General features: G+C 74.3%; 17 protein-coding genes. 14 read left to right on the top strand and 3 right to left on the bottom strand.

Annotated elements, in window-relative coordinates; all coding sequences use genetic code 11:
* Positions 1-41 precede the first annotated feature (41 nt).
* On the bottom strand, positions 42-944 hold the full coding sequence (locus AB1673_02845; GenBank protein MEW6152915.1) for a PAC2 family protein: 903 nt from the start codon (positions 942-944) through the stop codon (positions 42-44).
* A gap of 87 nt (positions 945-1031) precedes the next feature.
* Between AB1673_02845 and trxA the strand changes: the two genes are divergently transcribed.
* The 9 genes from trxA to holA all read left to right on the top strand — a co-directional run bounded on the left by trxA (position 1032) and on the right by holA (position 9208).
* Positions 1032-1736, top strand: a complete 705-nt coding sequence (gene trxA, locus AB1673_02840) for a thioredoxin (protein ID MEW6152914.1) — start codon at positions 1032-1034, stop codon at positions 1734-1736.
* Positions 1737-1762: 26 nt separating this feature from the next.
* On the top strand, positions 1763-2068 hold the full coding sequence (locus AB1673_02835) for a hypothetical protein (protein MEW6152913.1): 306 nt from the start codon (positions 1763-1765) through the stop codon (positions 2066-2068).
* A gap of 176 nt (positions 2069-2244) precedes the next feature.
* Entirely contained in the window at positions 2245-3033 is a 789-nt protein-coding gene (locus AB1673_02830; protein MEW6152912.1) for a ComEA family DNA-binding protein, read from the top strand.
* A 625-nt stretch (positions 3034-3658) separates the two neighbouring features.
* A complete protein-coding gene (locus AB1673_02825; protein MEW6152911.1) occupies positions 3659-5449 on the top strand; it encodes a ComEC/Rec2 family competence protein in 1791 nt (596 codons plus the stop codon).
* Positions 5450-5551: 102 nt separating this feature from the next.
* Complete coding sequence (locus AB1673_02820) at positions 5552-6007, top strand: CrcB family protein (protein MEW6152910.1); 456 nt, start codon at positions 5552-5554, stop codon at positions 6005-6007.
* Positions 6004-6381: a CrcB family protein gene (locus tag AB1673_02815; protein ID MEW6152909.1), complete on the top strand. Its 378-nt coding sequence runs from the start codon at positions 6004-6006 to the stop codon at positions 6379-6381. The genes AB1673_02820 and AB1673_02815 overlap by 4 nt, the downstream gene beginning before the upstream one ends.
* Before the next feature lie 172 nt (positions 6382-6553).
* Positions 6554-7414 carry a DUF2470 domain-containing protein gene (locus AB1673_02810; protein ID MEW6152908.1) on the top strand — a complete coding sequence of 287 codons (861 nt, stop codon included), beginning with the start codon at positions 6554-6556 and terminating at the stop codon, positions 7412-7414.
* A gap of 103 nt (positions 7415-7517) precedes the next feature.
* Positions 7518-8201 carry a hypothetical protein gene (locus AB1673_02805; GenBank protein MEW6152907.1) on the top strand — a complete coding sequence of 228 codons (684 nt, stop codon included), beginning with the start codon at positions 7518-7520 and terminating at the stop codon, positions 8199-8201.
* Complete coding sequence (gene holA, locus AB1673_02800) at positions 8198-9208, top strand: DNA polymerase III subunit delta (protein ID MEW6152906.1); 1011 nt, start codon at positions 8198-8200, stop codon at positions 9206-9208. Before AB1673_02805 ends, holA begins: the two co-directional genes overlap by 4 nt.
* Before the next feature lie 18 nt (positions 9209-9226).
* On the opposite strand, the gene rpsT is transcribed toward holA, so the two are convergent.
* The gene (gene rpsT / locus AB1673_02795) at positions 9227-9496 is read right to left on the bottom strand and encodes a 30S ribosomal protein S20 (protein MEW6152905.1); all 270 of its coding nucleotides are present in this window, start codon (positions 9494-9496) and stop codon (positions 9227-9229) included.
* A 24-nt stretch (positions 9497-9520) separates the two neighbouring features.
* Here rpsT and AB1673_02790 point away from each other — a divergent pair, with 24 nt between their 5' ends.
* The gene (locus AB1673_02790; GenBank protein MEW6152904.1) at positions 9521-9988 is read left to right on the top strand and encodes a hypothetical protein; all 468 of its coding nucleotides are present in this window, start codon (positions 9521-9523) and stop codon (positions 9986-9988) included.
* Positions 9989-10066: 78 nt separating this feature from the next.
* Here the strand turns inward: AB1673_02790 and AB1673_02785 are convergent, their stop codons facing one another.
* Positions 10067-12832: an HAD-IC family P-type ATPase gene (locus AB1673_02785; GenBank protein ID MEW6152903.1), complete on the bottom strand. Its 2766-nt coding sequence runs from the start codon at positions 12830-12832 to the stop codon at positions 10067-10069.
* 60 nt (positions 12833-12892) lie between these two features.
* Between AB1673_02785 and AB1673_02780 the strand changes: the two genes are divergently transcribed.
* From AB1673_02780 to AB1673_02765, 4 genes are all read left to right on the top strand, one after another.
* A complete protein-coding gene (locus tag AB1673_02780; GenBank protein MEW6152902.1) occupies positions 12893-13303 on the top strand; it encodes a hypothetical protein in 411 nt (136 codons plus the stop codon).
* A gap of 51 nt (positions 13304-13354) precedes the next feature.
* Positions 13355-15142 carry a translation elongation factor 4 gene (lepA, locus tag AB1673_02775; protein MEW6152901.1) on the top strand — a complete coding sequence of 596 codons (1788 nt, stop codon included), beginning with the start codon at positions 13355-13357 and terminating at the stop codon, positions 15140-15142.
* A gap of 96 nt (positions 15143-15238) precedes the next feature.
* On the top strand, positions 15239-16603 hold the full coding sequence (locus tag AB1673_02770) for a deoxyribodipyrimidine photo-lyase (protein ID MEW6152900.1): 1365 nt from the start codon (positions 15239-15241) through the stop codon (positions 16601-16603).
* Between the two features lie 147 nt (positions 16604-16750).
* On the top strand, positions 16751-17241 hold a 491-nt coding region (locus AB1673_02765), incomplete at its 3' end, for an SH3 domain-containing protein (GenBank protein MEW6152899.1).

The following is a 17241-nucleotide window of genomic DNA, read 5'->3' as shown; positions in this document are numbered from 1 at the left end:
GACAACGGCGGACGCTTATGGCGCGCGTCCCCGCCGGGGCTCTACGGGCTCTGCTCGCGCAGGAAGCGTTCGACCTCGGCGGCCAGCTCGTCGGCCCCCGGCAGGTCCCCCCACGAGGGGCCTTCCCCCCCTTCGGCTTCCCGGGCGGCCTCGGCGTCGGCCTGGGCCTCGAGCTGGCGGACGAGGGCCCGGTGCTCGGTGCTGTTCTCGATGAGCTCCTCCAGCCGCTCACGGGCGGCGGCCGCCGCCTCCCGCAGCCCGCTGGCGTCGACCTTGACCCCGGCGACACTGGCCAGGCCGTCCAGCAGCAGGACACTGGCCTCCGGGTAGGGCATGGCCGCCGCGTAGTGGGGCACCTTGGCCCACAGGGCCACGGCCGGGATGTCGAGGTCGGCGAAGCGGCGCTGGAGCGCCACCACGATCCCCGCGGGTACGTCGAGGCTGCCCTTGACCACCCCCACCTGGGCGGCCAGCTCGGCGGACGTGGCCGTCGCCACGAGGGCGCCCGGCCGGGTGTGGGGCACGGGGGCGGGGAAAGCACCCATCCCCACCAGCATGCGCACCCCCAGGACCTGGCTCAGCTCCCCCACGGCCTCCGCGAACCGGCGCCACGAGTGGTCGGGCTCAGGGCCGACCAGGAGCAGGACGTCGTTGCCCTCGGCGTCCTTGCCCGCCCTTAGCTCGATCTCGGGCCACAGCACGTCCTGGTAGACCCCGTCGACGATCCGAGCGACCGGACGGCGGGCGCGATGGTCGAGCAGGGCATCGTTGTCGAACGTGGCCACCAGGGCCGTCTCCATGCCCTCGACGAGCGCGCCGAGGGCGCCGCTCCCGCCCAGCCCGGCGTCGATCCAGCCGTCCGGCGCCATGACCAGGACGGGGGATTCGACCGGAGGATGCCCGGCCGAGAGCTGGTAGAGGTCTGAGCCCGAGCCGGGAGTCATACGATCACCGTAGAACAGTGCCATGGAATCGGGGCCCGCCGGGAAGGGTTGTCCCCAGTGGTCGAAGCCAGGAGGACTGGAGAAGCCATGGTTACCGATGTCACCGACGCCACCTTCGAGCAGGACGTGGTCCTGCGCTCCACCCAGGTCCCGGTCGTGGTCGACCTGTGGGCCGCCTGGTGCGGGCCGTGCCGCACGCTCGGGCCGGTGCTCGAGAAGGTGGTGGCCGAGACCAACGGTCAGGTCGAGCTGGCCAAGGTCGACGTCGACGCCAGCCCCCAGGTGGCGGCCGCCTTCGGGGTGCAGTCCATCCCCGCGGTCTACGCCCTCAAGGACGGCAAGGTCGTCGACTCGTTCATCGGGGCGCTGCCCGAAGCCCAGGTCCGGGAGTTCGTGGCCCGCCTGGCCCCGCCCGAGAGCGAGACCGACCTCCTGGCCGCCAAGGGCGACGAGGCCTCATACCGGCAGGCGCTGGAGCTCGACCCGTCCCACGAACGTTCGGTGATCGGGCTGGCCGAGTTGCTCGTGGCCCGCGGTGACAGCGAGGAGGCCCTGGCCCTGCTGGCCCGGGTGCCGGAGTCGCCGGCCACCCGCCGGGTCGCGGCCCTGGCGCGCGTCGGGCCCGACGGCGGCCGGCCGGCCGACGTGGAGGCCCGCCTCGACAGCCTGCTGGACCGGGTCAAGGGCGACGACGACGCCCGCCAGGAGTTCGTCGACGTTCTCGAACTGCTCGGCCCCGACGACCCCCGCACCCCCCGCTACCGCCGGGCGCTGGCCTCGCGGCTGTACTGACGGCCGGCGGGACGAGCGTGGGCGGCGTGGGCTGGCAGCGGCGGGGCGACCACTGGCTGTGGGTGGGCGGGCCTGTTCCCCCGGGCTCGGATGCCATAACGATCGGCTCGGTCATCTCCGTGCGGACGGCCCACGCCGGCAACGCCCGCCTGCTGCGCCACGAAGAGGAACACGTTCGCCAGTGGCGGCGCTTGGGGGTTGTCGGCTTCCTGCGGGCCTACCTGGGCTCCTATGCGCGGGCGCGATGGGCCGGTTTCGGTCACCGGGCTGCCTACCGGCTGATCCCTCTGGAGATCGAGGCCGAGCGAGCCGCCGGGCGGGAGGTTCGCTAGACCTGTCGGGCTATCCCCCGCCCGTACCCCGCCCGCCGGGGTACGGGCGTGATCGTCGCTTCGAGGCCCGGCCGAGGAGGTCGCCAGGCGATCCGGTAGGAACTGTCACATCCTGCGGTATATGATGGCCTCAGGCGCTTCCCCCTGTCGTCCCATCGACCGGGAGAGCCGCGCCCGTGGAGCCGCCGTCCGAGACCCCCGCCACCCCGCCGAGCTGGCTCGGCCCCTGGGCCCAACGTGTGCCCCCGTGGGCCTGGTGGCCGGCGGCTGCACTGGCCGGGGCGGTGGCCGTCGTGTTCGTGGTGAGCGTCCTGCGCTCGCCGTCAGGGCCCGCCCCCCGCCTGACCCTGCCTCAGGCGGGCGCCACCGAAGGCGCCCTTCCGCCTGGTGCCTCCCCCGCCACTGACCCTGCGGGCGGTCCCTTGGCCGGCCCCGGGGCCGGCGGCGGAACGGTCGGCGGCGGAGCGGTCGGCGGCGGAGCGGGGGGCGGGGCGGTCGGCGAGGGCCCGGGTGAGGGTCCCTTGGCCACGGTGCACGCCGCCGGAGCGGTGGCCAGTCCTGGCGTCTATGCCCTGCCCGCGGGCGCCCGGGTCGCCGACCTGCTGGCCGCGGCCGGCGGTCCATTGTCCGAGGCCGACCTCGACCGCCTCAACCTGGCCGCACGAGTGGCCGACGGCGACCGGGTCTACGTCCCCCGGCGGGGCGAGGGCGAGCCCCCGAGCACGGAGGTCGGCGGGCTAGCAGGGGCCGGGGGCGGGCCACCGACCACGGCCGGGCTGGTCGACCTCAACACGGCCACGGCCGCCCAGCTCGACACCCTCCCAGGTGTCGGGCCGGCCACGGCCAACGCCATCATCACCTACCGCACCCGTCACGGGCCCTTCCGGTCCGTCACCGAGTTGCTCGAGGTCCCGGGTATCGGCCCCGCCAAGCTCGAGTCCCTCCGCCCCTTGGTGAAGGTCTGATGGCGCGGGCCCAGGGCCGCGGATTGACCCGGCGTCGACCAGCGGGGGAGGCAGGGGGCCGCGTTGGGCCCGCGGGTGCGGGGCCGGGCCAGGCCCACGGCAGCAGGGCCATGCGGGGCCGCCGTGGTGAGCCGCGGGGTCGGGCCGGGCAGCAGGGCCCTAGGCGGGCGGGCCAGCGTGGAGGTAGGGGCGGCGTCCGTGATGGGCCCGCGGGTGCGGGGCCGGGCCAGGCCCACGGCAGCAGGGCCATGGACCGCGCGCGGGCCAGTGGGGGCCGAGGGGGCGGGGCCGCCGTGGTGGGCCGCGGGGTCGGGCCGGGCAGCAGGGCCCTAGGCGGGCGGGCCAGCGTGGGAGGTAGGGGCGGCGTCCGTGGTGGGCCCGCGGGTGCGGGGCCGGGCCAGGCCCACGGCAGCCGGGCCCTGGCCAGGTGCGGGGGCGGCCCAGGCCCGAACCCGCTCGGGGACGGGCTGGGCTCGGTGAGCGGCCTTCGGAGCAGCTGTGCCGGGCTCGGCCCGGCGTCCACAGCCGTCGACGGCTGGACCCCGGGCCGGCCCCCCACCGTCATGTCGGGCGGGGGGAGCGTGCCGCGGGCCCGGCGTGCGCCCGATGCCACTCGGTTCCGCCCGTGAGCGATGTCGCCGCGGTGCTCATGGCGCTGTCCGCAGCGGCCGGCGCCCTGTGGGCGAGGCCCGTCCCGCTGGCGGTGGCGGTCGTGGCCGCCTTGGTCGCCCTGGTCCTGCGCCGGCCGCTCCTGCTCGTCATCGCAGTGGCGCTGGCCTCATCGGAGATGGGGGCCAGATCGTGGGCCGGCCTGGCCCCGCCCGAGCCCGCCCCTTTCGCCGGGGTCGTGAAGCTGGCGGGCGATCCCCGCAACGTGTCGGGCGCGCTGCGCGTCGACCTCCGGGTGGACGGGCGCCGGGTCGAAGCCTGGGCCAGGGGCCGGGCCGCGGGCCGGCTCGACCGCCGGCTGGCGGGCGAGCGGGTCGAAGTGCAAGGCCGGCTCAGCCCCCTGCCCGACGACCTGCGGCGCTGGCTCGCGCCCCGGCACATCTCCGCCCGTATGACCATCGACGAGGTCGGCGACTGGGAGCCGGGCGGCCTCACCAGCCGGCTGGCCAACGGCATCCGGCGCACGATCGTCTCGGGCGCCGAGTCGGTCCCGATCGAGCGCCGCAGCCTGCTGACAGGCTTCGTGCTGGGCGACGACCGGGGCCAGCCGCCCGAGGTGACCTACGACTTCCGGGCGTCGGGACTGGCCCACCTCCTGGTCGTGTCGGGGCAGAACGTCGCTTTCGTCCTGGCCCTGGCCGGGCCCGTCCTCCAGCGCCTCGGGTTGCGGGGCCGGCTGGTGGCCGCCATGGCCGTCCTCGTGTTGTTCGGGGTGATCACGCGGTGGGAGCCCCCCGTGCTCCGTGCGGTGGCCATGGCCTCGGTCACGCTCCTGGCCACCAACCTCGGGCGGCCGGCATCGACGGTCAGGGCCCTAGCCCTGGCGGTCACCGCCCTGGTGATCATCGACCCGATGCTCGTGCACTCCGTCGGCTTCCGCCTGTCGGTGGGAGCGTGCGTCGGCATCGCCTTGTTCGCCCGGCGACTGACCGCCTTGATCCCCGGGCCCCGGCCGGTGGCCGCCGCCCTCGGGCTGACCCTGGCCGCCCAGGCGGGCGTGGCCCCCATCATGGTCCCTACCTTCGGCAGCCTGCCGGTGGCCACGGTGTTGGCCAACCTGGCCGCCCTGCCGGCGTCGGGCCCGCTGATGGTCTGGGGACTGGCGGCCGGGTTCCCGGCCGGGCTGGCGGGCGAGCCGCTGGCGACCCTCGCACACCTGCCGACGAGAGCCATGCTCGCCTGGGTGGCCGGAGTGGCCAGGGTGACCGGGTCCATGCCCCTCGGCCACCTCGGGCTCGCCCATGTGGTCGCCGCGGGGGCCGCCCTGGCCGGGTGTGCCTGGGCCCTGACCCGGGGGCGGCGAGGGCTGGCCGGGGCCGGGGCGGGGTTGGCGATGGTGGCCATGCTGCTTCCCGCGGTGGGGATCGCCCGGCCCGGCACCGACATGGCCGTGTCGGTGGGCCGGGGAGCAACCCTGTGGCGCCATGGGCATGCGACCGTCCTGGTGCTCGACGGAGCCAGTGGCTCGCCCGACCGGTTGATGTCGGCCCTCCATCAAGCAGGCGTGCGCGACCTCGACATCCTGATCGCCAGCCGGCCGGGGACCAGCGAGGCCCGCGCCGCCGAGACCCTCCAGCGCAGGTTCCCGGCCGGGGTTGTACTGGCCCCGCCCAAGTCCAAGGTCCTGGGCGCCACCGTCCCGCCATCGGGCAGCGTCGTCGAGGTCGGAGCCCTGATCGTCCACATCGAGCACGCCGACGGCCGCCTGGCGACCACCGTGTCCACCAGCCGAGCCCCACCAAGGTGACTCGGCCTCGGCCCGGGCCGTGGTCTTGCTGACGGGTGGCCTGGACCGCATGGTGCCAGTCCGCCCTATGGTGGCCGGTCGTTCGCGCGTCCGAGGAGGTACATGGCTGCCCATCGTGAGCCCGCGCCGGGCGCCAAGGCCTCGGGTGAAGCCCTCAGTTGGGCCGTGGTCGCGGCCGTGGCTGCCGGCGGAGCACTGGGGACGCTCGGCCGCTACCAGCTCGAGCAGGCCTGGCCGGCCGTCAGCGGGCGGCTGCCGTGGGCCACCCTCTCGGTGAACGTGTCCGGGTCATTGCTGCTCGGGGCGCTGGCCGTCCTGCTGGCCGGCTGGGCCCCCCGGGGGCTGGCGCCGCGCCTGGCCGGACCCTTCGTTGGCACCGGTCTGCTCGGCTCGTGGACGACGATGTCGGCCTTCGCCGTACAGACCCACGAACTGGCCCGCGCCGGGCGCTGGGCGGCCGCCGCCCTCTACGTCGGGGCCACCGTCGCGGCAGGCACTGCGGCCGCCGCCCTCGGGGTCTTGGGGGCGCGGCGCCTTCCGGCCGGGAACCCGGGGTGACCCTCGCGGTGATCGTGGGCTTGGCCGGAGGCCTCGGGGCAGTGTTGCGCCACCTGGTGAACGTCGCCTTCACCCACCGGGCTGGCATGGGCTTCCCGTGGTCCACCCTGGTCGTCAACGCCATCGGTTCGGCCGTGCTCGGGTTGTTAGCCGGCGTGATGGCCGCCGGGACAGCCTCCGAGACGGTCCTCGTGGTCGTCGGGGCCGGGTTGTGCGGCGGTCTCACGACCTGGAGCGCGGCCGCCTGGGAGACGGTCAAGCTGGCCGGCGATCGGCGCAGGGTGGCCGCCGCCGGGTTCGCCCTCGCCAACCTGGCGCTCAGCCTGGGCTCGGCAGCCGGCCTCTTCGCCGTCGGTGTCATCCTGGTCAGATGACGGACAGGGCGCGCGCTCGGCCGGTGGGGATGGCCTGGGCCACCGTGGAGTCAGCCTGACGCCGCCCCCGCCAGCCCGGGCCGCCGCCTGGACCGGTGTGGCGGACGCGCCGTCGCTGGCGTGTTTGGCACACCGGTTCGCCAACAGCCGGGTAGCGCCTACCGTCGGGGCCATGACGCAACGACCGTCTCAGCACGCCGTTCCCGATGCCGGCACCGGCGAGGGCTCCGGGAGCACGGAGACCCGGCCCGCCGGGCCGGCACCGGCCGAGCCCTCCCACGCCGAGCGGTGCCGGACGCTGGTGGCCTCCTCGAGCCGTGGGGCGCTCTGCACGTTGGCCGTCGAGCCCGGGGGCTACCCCTACGGGTCAGTGGCCAGCTACGCCATCGACGGGGCTGGCAACCCGCTCCTGTTCCTGAGCCGCATGGCCCAACACACCCAGAACGCCCTGGGCGACCCCCGCGCCAGCCTCCTCGTGAGCGAACCGGTCCCCGACGGGTCCGACCCGCTGGCCGTCGGACGGGTGACGCTGCTGGGGCTGATGGCCGAAGTCGGGCCCGACGAGAGAGCCGACACCCGGGCCCGCTACCTGGAGGCCGTGCCCACGGCGTCGTACTACATCGACTTCGGCGACTTCACCTTCTTCCGCCTCTCGGTGGGCTCCATCCGCTACGTCGGTGGTTACGGGCGCATGAGCTGGGTCGAGGCGGCGGCCTACGCCAGCGCCCGGCCCGACCCTCTAGCCGGGGCAGCGGCCGCAGCCATCGTCGGCCACATGAACGCCGACCACGCCGAGGCCCAGGTGCTCCTGTGCCGCCACCAGGGCGGTCGGCCGTCGACGGCCGAGGCGACCATGTCGGCGGTGGACAGCTACGGGTTCGAGATGGTGGCGGCCGGTCCCGAGGGCCGGTCGGCCGTCCGCCTGGCTTTCCCGGAGCCGTGCACGACCCCCGACGAGGTCCGCCGGGCCATGGTTGCCATGGTGGGCGAGGCCCGCCGCCAGCTCTCGCCCGCGTCGTCCCCCGGCGCTTGACGGCCGTGCGAGGCTGGCGCCCCGCGTTCCATGACGGGCTTCGACCGGTCGCAACGAAGTCGGCCCGCCCCTCCCCGGACCACGCCGCTACCGTCGCGCCGTCATGTTCCTGCGGCTCGGTGAGCGTACCTACGACCTCACCACCCGCTCGCTGGTGGTAGCCGTCCTCGACGCCCGTTCCCCCGACCTGGTCGGGCGTGCCCGGGCGCTAGCCGCCGCCGGTGCCGACCTCGTCGAACTGGTCCACCCGGTCGCCGGCCCCGAGGGGACGGCTTCTGGCACGGACGCCGATCGGGCAGCCGGGGCCGTGCGCTCGGTCCGCCCGGTGGTCGCCGTTCCGGTGGCCGTCACCCTCGCCGCCGGGAGCGATCCCCAGGTGACGGCCGCGGCAGTGGCCGCCGGTGCCGTGATGGTGCGGTGGGCGGCCCCGGCCGGGGGCCAGCCCACCGGTTCGGCCCCTAGAGGGCCCGGGGACCGGGGGGGCGCGGGCCGGCCCGGGGACCGGGGGGGCGCGGGCGCGGTGGTCGTGACCGGCGACCGCGCCACCGCGGCGGCGTGGGCCGAGACCATCCCGGGGCGAGTAGTGCTCGAAGTGGCGGCCGGACAGCGGCCGCCAGCCGGCGGCCCGGCACTCCCGTGGCTGGTCACCGTGCCGGCCGGTGAGGACGGCATCGCCCCCGCGGCCCTCGCCCTCTCCTTGGGGGCGAGGCTCGTGCGCACCACCGACCCGTTGCCGGCCCGCCGGGTCAGCGACGTGGTGGCGGCCATCGCCGAGGCCGGCCGGTGAGCGTGCCCTTCCCGGCCTACCTGATCAGGGGTCAGGACGAGGTGGCCGTGGCCGAAGCCGTGCGGTCGGTGGTCGCCGACCTCGTGGCCGGCGAGGACGCAGGCCTGGTCGTCGAGGACTTAGGGGCCGACGACTACGAGGTCCGCGACATCGTCGACACGGCCCAGACCCCGCCCTTCCTGACCGCCCGACGGGTGGTGGTGGCCCGGGCCGTCGGGCGGTTCTCGACGGCCGACGTCGGGCCTCTGGTGTCCTACCTGTCCGACCCGCTCCCCACGACGGCGGTCGTGCTGGTCGGGGGCGGAGGCCAACTGGCCCGGCCCCTGGTCGACGCCGTGCGCAAGGTGGGCCACGTGGTCGACGCCGATGTCCCCGCTGGCAAAGGCCGGTCGGCGTGGCTGGCGGCCCGGCTCCGCGACGCCCCCGTCAAGCTCAACGCGGCGGCCGCCGCGGCCGTGGCCGAGCACCTGGGGGAGGACCTGAGCAGGCTGCCCGCCCTGCTGGAGACGCTGGCCTCGGGCTTCGGTCCCGGGGCCCGGCTAGGAGCCGAGGACGTCACCCCCTTCCTGGGCCAGGCCGGCTCGGTCGCTCCCTGGGAGCTGACCGACGCCATCGACCGGGGCGACGCGGCCAAGGCCCTGGAGCACCTCCGCCGCCTGCTCGAAGGCGGGGGACGCCACCCACTGGTCGTGATGGCCAGCCTGCACACCCACTACTCGCGCATGCTGCGCCTCGACGGGGACGACGAGGTGACCGACGAGAGGTCGGCAGCCGCCGCCCTGGGGATGACGGGGTCGACGTTCCCGGCCAAGAAGGCCCTCATGCAGGCCCGGCGCATGGGCAACGCCCGCATCGCCCGGGCCATCAGCCTGCTAGCCGACGCAGATCTGGCCCTCAAAGGCACGGTCGACTGGCCGCCGGCCCTCATCATGGAGGTACTGGTCGCCCGCCTGGCCGCCTCCAGCCGCTCCGGCCGGGCTACTGCCGCACCCGCCCGCGGGCGCTAGCGGCGCTGGGCCTGGGCCTCAGGACGAGGCCGCTCCTGCCTTGGCTATGCGGCGCATGAGACGTGACTTGCGGTTGGCCGCCTGGTTCTTGTGGATCGTGCCCTTGGCCGCCGCCTTGTCGATGCGCTTGATGGCCAGCTTCAGGGCCTCGGCACTGTCACCGCCCTGCTCGGCGACCTGGACAGCCGACTTCACGCGGGTCTTGATCTCCGAGCGCGCCGCCTTGTTGCGGAGGCGTCGGCGCTCGTTCTGGCGATTTCTCTTGATCTGGCTCTTGATGTTGGCCATGGAGCGACAAGGCTACATGACGTGTTGCTACGCGGCCGAAACGGGACGGAACTGGGCCTGACGATCACCGGCTACCAGTTCCCGGACGAGACGGTCGACCCCTGGGACTCCAACTCCCTGCTGATCGAGGTACGTATCGTGGCCCCCCAGGGTGCCTGGCACGTAGTCGACCCCTGCCTCACGACTTGGGAGACAGCCCACACGGTGCGCTGGCTGCTGGCCCTGTCCCAGCGCGCCGACCTGGTGGCCAACCGGCCCATCGCCATGAGCGAGCCCAACCTCACCCTCACCGGCCGCTCGGTGCCCGGTCACGCCGACCGGGCGCTGGTCACGGCCTGTTTCGCCCTCGAGCTACGCCCGCCCTGGGTCACGGGCGGCGGCGACCTGTGCGTCGACCTTGACCTCGACCGGTCCCAACTGGCCCAAGCGGCCGCCGATCTACGCGCCCAGCTCGGCCGCCACCCTCAGCGGGGGGACGATCCGACCCTCTGAGCCCGACGCGCGGCCCTGTCGGGCGGGGGCCGGTCCAGTGGGGGCCGGCTTACCGGCGGCCGGCGTCACGGGGGCTCCTCACCGGTGGGCCCGCGGGCCGGCCGGTCGGCGCACCGGCCGGCGGGCTCGGAACGCCTTGTGGGCCTCGACCGCGACCAGCACGGTGGCGGCCACGGCCACGATCCGGGCCCAGGCGTCGGCCCCGATGGGCTCGACCCGCAGGACGTACTGGGTGGGAGGCAGGTAGAGGGCGGCCACGTGGACCGCCAGCGCGGCCACCGCGGCCACGAACAGGAAGGGGTTGGAGACCGGGCTCAGACGGAACAGCGAGACGGCCTCCGAGCGGGCATTGCCCACGTGGAACGCCATGAACACGACCATGGTCGACAGGGCCACCGTCTGGGCCTGGGCCAGCGTGCCGCCCCGGTCGAGCTCCCAGCGGAACAGGGCCAGCGTCCCGGCCGCCATCACCAACCCGGCCAGCAGCACCCGTTCCCACAACAGCCGCGACAGCACGCCCTCGCCGGGCCGGCGGGGCGGACGTTGCAACACCCCCTTCTCGCCGGGCTCGAAGGCGAGGGCCACGTCCTGCAGACCGTTGGTGACCAGGTTCAGCCACAGGAGCTGGGCCGGGAGCATCAGCAACGGCCAGCCCGCCCAGACCCCCACGAGGATGGCCACGATCGTGGCCGCCCCCGTCGAGACCAGGAAGAACGTCACCTTGCGCACGTTGTCGAAGGCGACCCGGCCCTCCTCGACGGCCGCGGTGATGCTGACGAAGTTGTCGTCGGCCAGGACCATGTCCGCCGCCTCCCGGGCCACGTCGGTCCCGCTGCGGCCCATGGCCACCCCTATGGCGGCCGCCTTGAGGGCGGGGGCGTCGTTCACCCCGTCGCCCGTCACGGCCACCACCTCGCCGTTGGCCTCCAAGGCCCGGACGATGCGCAGCTTGCCCTCGGGCGAGACCCGGGCGTAGACGTTGACGTGCTGGGCCTCGGCCCGCAGCGTCTCGTCGTCCATGGCGTCGAGCTCCGTGCCCGTGACCACGTGGCCGTCGGGGTCGCCGATCCCCAGGTCACGGGCGATGGCGGCCGCCGTGATGGCGTGGTCGCCGGTGATCATCGCCACCCGAACTCCGGCCCCGTGGCAGGTGGCGACCGCTTCGCGCACGCCCGGCCGGGGCGGGTCCATCATGGCCTGCATCCCGAGGAACACCATGGCCTCGGGCTCACCTACGTCCTGCGGGCCGGCCAGCGGGCGGGGCAGCTCGCGGTAGGCCATGGCCAGGACCCGCAGGCCCCGGGCGGCCAAGTGGCGGGCGGCGGCGTGGACGGCCGCCGGGTCGATGGGCACCGGGCCAGACGGTCCGGCCATGTGGCTGCAGAGCCCGGCCAGGCGCTCCGGCGCCCCCTTGGCATAGACCGTGTGCGCCCCGTGGCGGTCCCGCACGCTGGCCGAGTAGCGGCGCTCCGGTTCGAAGGGGACCTCGGCGAACGACGGGAGGGCCTCGCGAACCTCGTCGGGCTCGATCCCCGACCCGATGGCCGGCACCAGCAGAGCAGCCTCGGTGGGGTCGCCCGTGAACTGCAGGCCGTCGGCGGTGCGGTAGACCTCGGCCTCGTTGGCCAGTACGCCGGCCAGGAGGGTCAGGTGGAGCGGGGTGCCGTCTCGCACTGGTGCGGGTGTCCCGTCGGCGGCCAGGCACACCCCCCCGTCGTCCACGGTGTACTCCTGCCCGGCGGCCCACACCCGCTGGACGGTCATGCGGTTCTGGGTGAGCGTGCCCGTCTTGTCCGATCCGATCACCGTCGTGCTGCCCAGGGTCTCGACGGCCGGCAGGCGCCGGACGATGGCGTTGCGCCTGGCCATCCGCCGCACCCCGAGGGCGAGCGTGACGGTGAACACGACGGGCAGGCCCTCGGGGATGGCGGCCACAGCCAGGGCCACGGCCGTGAGGAACATCTCCTCGGCCCGACCACCGCGGGCCACACCGGTGACGAAGGCCACCACCGCGGAGACGCCGACGGCCACCCCCACGAGTTTGGCGAACTCCCCCATGCGCCGCTGCAAGGGCGTCTCGGGCGCCTCCTCGGCCCGGATCATCCCGGCTATGGCCCCCAGTTCGGTGGCCGCCCCCGTGGCCACCACCACACCCCGGCCCCGCCCGGTGGTGACCACCGAACCGGTGTAGGCCATGTTCACCCGGTCGGCCAGCGGCACCCGCTCGGCCACCGGTCCGGTCCGCTTGGTGACCGGCAGCGACTCGCCCGTGAGCAGGGACTCGTCCACCCCCAGGGCATTGGCCGCTACCAGCCGGAGGTCGGCGGGCACCCGCGCACCCGGTTCGAGCAGCACGACGTCACCGGGGACGAGCTCACGGCTGTCGACCTCCCACTCCTGGCCGTCCCTGACCACCCGGGCCCGGGGGACGACGAGGCCCATCAGCGCCCGAACGGCCCCTTCCGCCTTACGCTCCTGGGTGAACCCGATGACGGCGTTGAGGGCCAGCACCACGGCGATCACCGACGCGTCGAGGTACTCCTCCAGCAGCACGGTGACGACCGTGGCGGCCAGCAGGATGTAGATGAGCGGGCTGCGGAACTGGCGGGCCAGCACGACCAGCGGGGGCGTGGGCGGCTGGTCCGCGAGTTGGTTGGGGCCGCACTGCTGGCGCCGTCGCTCCACTTCGGCCGCTCCCAGGCCGCCGGGACCGCTGCCCAGGACGTCCTCCACCTCGGCGCTGGCCATGGCGTGCCAGGCCCGTGGCCCCTCGGTGATGGCGGTGTGGGTCCCGGAGTCGGCCATGTGGTGTCGCCCGCCCCGGGCCCCTGGGGTTAACCCCACAGGGCGAACACACCTGCCAGCACCATTGCCGCCCCGGGCTCGGGATGTTGCACTGAGCCTATGGCGTACGAGCCCTCGCGGGCAGCCCGCCTCGTCTCCTCGGCCGTCGGGCCGCTGCTGCTGGCTCTGTTGACCCCAGGGTGTGGGGCCTCCGGGAGCGAGGCCCGTGACTGCCGGTCCGAGGGGCAGGCGTCGCTGTGCGTCGACACCGGCAACGGGGCGTTCACGGTCACGGGCGCCGGGTTCCAGCCCGGGTCCGACGTCGGGCTCAACCTCGACGGTGGTGCGGGCCGGCTGGTGAGCGTGGGCGACGACGGCCGCCTGCCGCCCCCTGGCGCCTCGCTCGCCCTGCTCCCCGGGCCCGACCTGGAGGAGCACCGGTTCGAGGGCGTGGACGCCGCCGGGCGGCCCGTGGTGTTCCTCGTTCTCTGTCTGGTCGACGAGACCCGCCAGTCCCGCTGCACGTTCTGAGCGACGCCTGACGGGCGACGGCCCGGCCAGCGGCCAGAATGGGCGCGAGCCATGATCCCTCAAGACAAGACCCGCAACTTCGCCATCATCAGCCACATCGACCACGGCAAGACGACGCTGTCGGACCGCATCCTCGAACTGTGCGGCGCCGTCGACCCCCGGGACATGCGCGAGCAGTTCCTCGACTCGATGGACATCGAGCGGGAGCGGGGGATCACGATCAAGGCCCAGAACGTGCGCCTCGACTGGAAGGGCTACACGCTCCACCTGATCGACACCCCTGGCCACGTCGACTTCGGCTACGAGGTGTCGCGCAGCCTGGCCGCCTGTGAAGGGGCGGTGCTGCTGGTCGACGCCACCCAGGGCATCGAGGCCCAGACGCTGGCCAACGCCTACCAGGCCATCGAGCACGACCTAGAGATCGTGGCCGCGGTCAACAAGATCGACCTGCCGGCGGCCGAGCCCGAGCGGGTGATGGCCGAGATCGAGGCCGTCCTGGGTATCGACCCCACGACCGTCCTGCGTATCAGCGGCAAGACGGGCGCGGGCGTGCCCGAACTGCTCGACGAGGTCGTGGCCCGGGTCCCGCCCCCGTCGGGCGACGCGCACGCCCCCCTCCAGGCCCTGCTGTTCGACTCGTACTACGACCAGTACCGGGGGGTGATCAGCGCCATCCGGGTCGTCAACGGGGTGCTCACGGCCGGGTCGCGCCTGCGTTTCATGCAGGCCAAGGTGACCCACGACGCCGAGGAGGTCGGGGTGCGCTCCCCCTCCCCGACACCGGTGGCCGAGCTGGGCCCGGGCGAGGTCGGTTACCTGATCGCCGGCATCAAGGACGTGGGCGAGGCCCGGGCGGGTGAGACAGTCACCACTGCTGCCCGCCCCGCCCCCGAGGCCCTGGTCGGCTACCGCGAGCCCAAGCCCATGGTGTTCTGCGGCCTGTACCCGGTCGACGGCGACGACTTCTCCGACCTGCGCGACGCCCTCGACAAGCTGCGCCTCAACGACTCGTCGTTCACCTTCGAGCCCGAGTCCTCGGGTGTGCTCGGCTTCGGGTTCCGCTGCGGTTTCCTGGGACTGCTGCACATGGAGATCGTTCGCGAGCGGCTCGAACGGGAGTTCAACCTCAGCCTCATCGCCACCGCCCCGTCGGTGGCCTACGTGGCCCACCTGGCCGGGGGCGGCACCACCGAGGTCTCCAACCCCGCCGAGCTGCCCCCGCCCAACCAGCTCTCGGCCATCGAGGAGCCTTACCTCACCGTCACCCTGCTGCTGCCCACCGAGTACACGGGCACGGTCATGGAGCTGGCCCAGGGCCGGCGGGCGGAGATGCAGAAGATGGAGTACCTCGGCCCCGAGCGGGTCGAGCTCGTCTACCGCATCCCCCTGGCCGAGGTCGTGATCGACTTCTTCGACCAGCTCAAGAGCCGCACCAAGGGTTACGCCTCGCTCGACTACGAACCCGCGGGGTACGAGCACGCCGACCTCGTCAAGGTCGACCTGCTGCTCAACGGCGCCCAGGCGGACGCCTTCAGCGCCATCCTCCACCGGTCCCGGGCCGAGGACTACGGCCGCCGCCTGACCGAGAAGCTCAAAGAGCTCATCCCCCGCCAGCAGTTCGACGTCCCCATCCAGGCCGCCATCGGGGGCCGGATCGTGGCCCGTACCACTGTCAAGGCCGTCCGCAAGGACGTGATCGCCAAGTGCTACGGCGGTGACATCACCCGCAAGCGCAAGCTCCTCGAGAAGCAGAAGGAGGGCAAGAAGCGCATGAAGTCCATCGGCCGCGTCGAGGTCCCCCAGGAAGCCTTCATCTCCGCCCTGCGCCTCGACGGCTGATCATGGTCCGCCCCCACTGAGGCCCCCCGAAACCTGCGCGGGAATCGTGGGCGTTCCGCCCACGTTTCCCGCGCGGGTTTCGTCAGGGGACGGCCCGTGACGGCGGTCCTGTGGTTCCGGCGGGACCTGCGGCTGGCCGATCACCCGGCGCTGGCCGAGGCTGGGGCGTCGCGCCCGGGGGGTGTGGTGGGCCTGTTCGTCGTCGACGACCGTCTGTGGGGGCCGTCGGGGGACAACCGCCGGGCCTGGCTGGCCCGAACGCTGGCCGCCCTGGACGAACAGGCGGGGGGCCGCCTGGTGGTCCGCCACGGACGGCCCGAGCAGGTGGTTCCCGCCCTGGTACGGGAGGTGGAGGCCGAAGCGGTGTACGTGTCGGCCGACTTCGGTCCGTACGGGCGCGGGCGGGACGGTGCCGTGGCCGAGGCCCTGGGCCCGGTCCCGCTGGTGGGGTCGGGTTCGCCCTACGCCGTCGATCCCGGAGAGGTACGGGCGGCCCGCGGGGAGCCGTACCGGGTGTTCACCCCGTTCCACCGGGGGTGGACAGCCCACGGCTGGGGTGTCCCGGTGGAAGTCCCGCCCGTCACGTGGGTCGGCGGGGTGGCATCTGCGGGCCGGCCCGGGGCCCCCGATGTCAAGGCCGCGCTGCCACCAGCAGGTGAGGCGGCTGCCCACCGGCGGCTGGACGCCTTCATGGCCGACGTGGACCGTTACGGCACCCTCCGGGACCGGCCCGACCTCGACCGCACCTCCCGGCTGTCGCCTTACTTGCGGTGGGGCACGCTGCACCCCCGGCAGGTGCTGGCCCAGCTGGGCGAGGGCCCCGGCGCGGCCAAGTTCCGGGCCGAGCTGGCCTGGCGGGAGTTCTACGCCGACGTCCTCTGGCACCGGCCCGAGTCGGCCCGCAGGGCGCTCCAGCCGGCGATGGCCGCCATGGAGGTCGATACCGGGCCTGAGGCCGACCGCCGGTTCGAAGCGTGGGCCACGGGGCAGACGGGTTACCCCTACATCGACGCCGGCATGCGCCAGCTCCTGGGGGAGGGCTGGGTGCACAACAGAGTGCGGATGGCGGTGGCCAGCTTCCTGGTCAAGGACCTGCATCTGGACTGGCGGCGGGGCGCCCGGTGGTTCATGCGCCACTTGGTCGACGGCGACTTGGCCTCCAACCAGCACGGCTGGCAGTGGGTGGCGGGCACCGGCACCGATCCCGCTCCCTATTTCCGGGTCTTCAACCCCGTCACCCAGGGACAACGCCACGACCCCCACGGCGACTACGTCCGCCGTTGGGTGCCGGAGCTGGCGGGGGTGGCCGGAGCGGCCGTGCACGAGCCGTGGAAGCTGGGCGGGCTCCTGGCCCCGGCCGGTTACCCGCCCCCGATCATCGACCACGGCCAGGAGAGGGCCGACGCACTGGCCCGCTACCAAGCCGCCAGGTCCACCTCCGCGGGCCGGGCCCACCGGTAGGATCGGTGTGCTTCGCGCTAGTGAGCGCGGGCACCGTGGGGGCCGCATGCGCAATGCAGTGCGCGGTGACCAGCACTTTGCCGTCGTAGGATCCTGACGCCCAGCCATCTACGTTCCCGAGGAGCCACCAGCGGTGAGCGGTCCCCGATGACCGACAGCGGCGGGTTCGTGGTCACCCACGTCGCGCCCCCCGACGGGCTCCAGGTCTGGCGCGAGCCCGACCCGGCGGGCGAGGTCGTGGCCACTCTCCAGCCCGGTGTCCAGATGCAGCTCATCGAGCGGTGGGGGGCGTGGGCCCATGTGGCCTTCTCCAACAACTGGTCGGGCTGGGTCGACGGCCGCCTCTTGCCGGATGGGCCCGCCGGTCGTCACGGCCGCGGCGAGGTCGGGGGCGGGGCCGGGGGCAGTGCGAGCCCGGGCGGGCCTGCCAACCGGGGCAGCGCCGGTGTGGCGAGCGGGCCGGGTGGGGGCCCCGGCAGCGGTGAGGGCGGCCTGGGGGGCAACGCTGCGGTGGCCGGGGCCGCGGGCGGCGGGGTGGGTAGCGCGTTCGCCGGCGGAGTGGCGGGAGGCGGCCCGGGGGGCGGGGGCGGGCCAAGTCAGGGCGGCGCGGGTGGGCCGGGCCAGGGTGGCGCGGGTGG

This window comes from Actinomycetota bacterium (assembly GCA_040754375.1).
Lineage (GTDB): Bacteria > Actinomycetota > Acidimicrobiia > Acidimicrobiales > AC-14 > JBFMCT01.
This window is presented reverse-complemented; position numbering and strand designations above follow the sequence as displayed.

Bases quoted from the DNA above. Each gene is read 5' to 3' on its own strand.
- AB1673_02845 (MEW6152915.1), bottom strand. From the start codon at position 944: ATGACTCCCGGCTCGGGCTCAGACCTCTACCAGCTCTCGGCCGGGCAT.
- trxA (MEW6152914.1), top strand. From the start codon at position 1,032: ATGGTTACCGATGTCACCGACGCCACCTTCGAGCAGGACGTGGTCCTG.
- AB1673_02820 (MEW6152910.1), top strand. From the start codon at position 5,552: ATGGCTGCCCATCGTGAGCCCGCGCCGGGCGCCAAGGCCTCGGGTGAA.
- AB1673_02810 (MEW6152908.1), top strand. From the start codon at position 6,554: ATGACGCAACGACCGTCTCAGCACGCCGTTCCCGATGCCGGCACCGGC.
- AB1673_02805 (MEW6152907.1), top strand. From the start codon at position 7,518: ATGTTCCTGCGGCTCGGTGAGCGTACCTACGACCTCACCACCCGCTCG.
- rpsT (MEW6152905.1), bottom strand. From the start codon at position 9,496: ATGGCCAACATCAAGAGCCAGATCAAGAGAAATCGCCAGAACGAGCGC.
- AB1673_02780 (MEW6152902.1), top strand. From the start codon at position 12,893: ATGGCGTACGAGCCCTCGCGGGCAGCCCGCCTCGTCTCCTCGGCCGTC.
- lepA (MEW6152901.1), top strand. From the start codon at position 13,355: ATGATCCCTCAAGACAAGACCCGCAACTTCGCCATCATCAGCCACATC.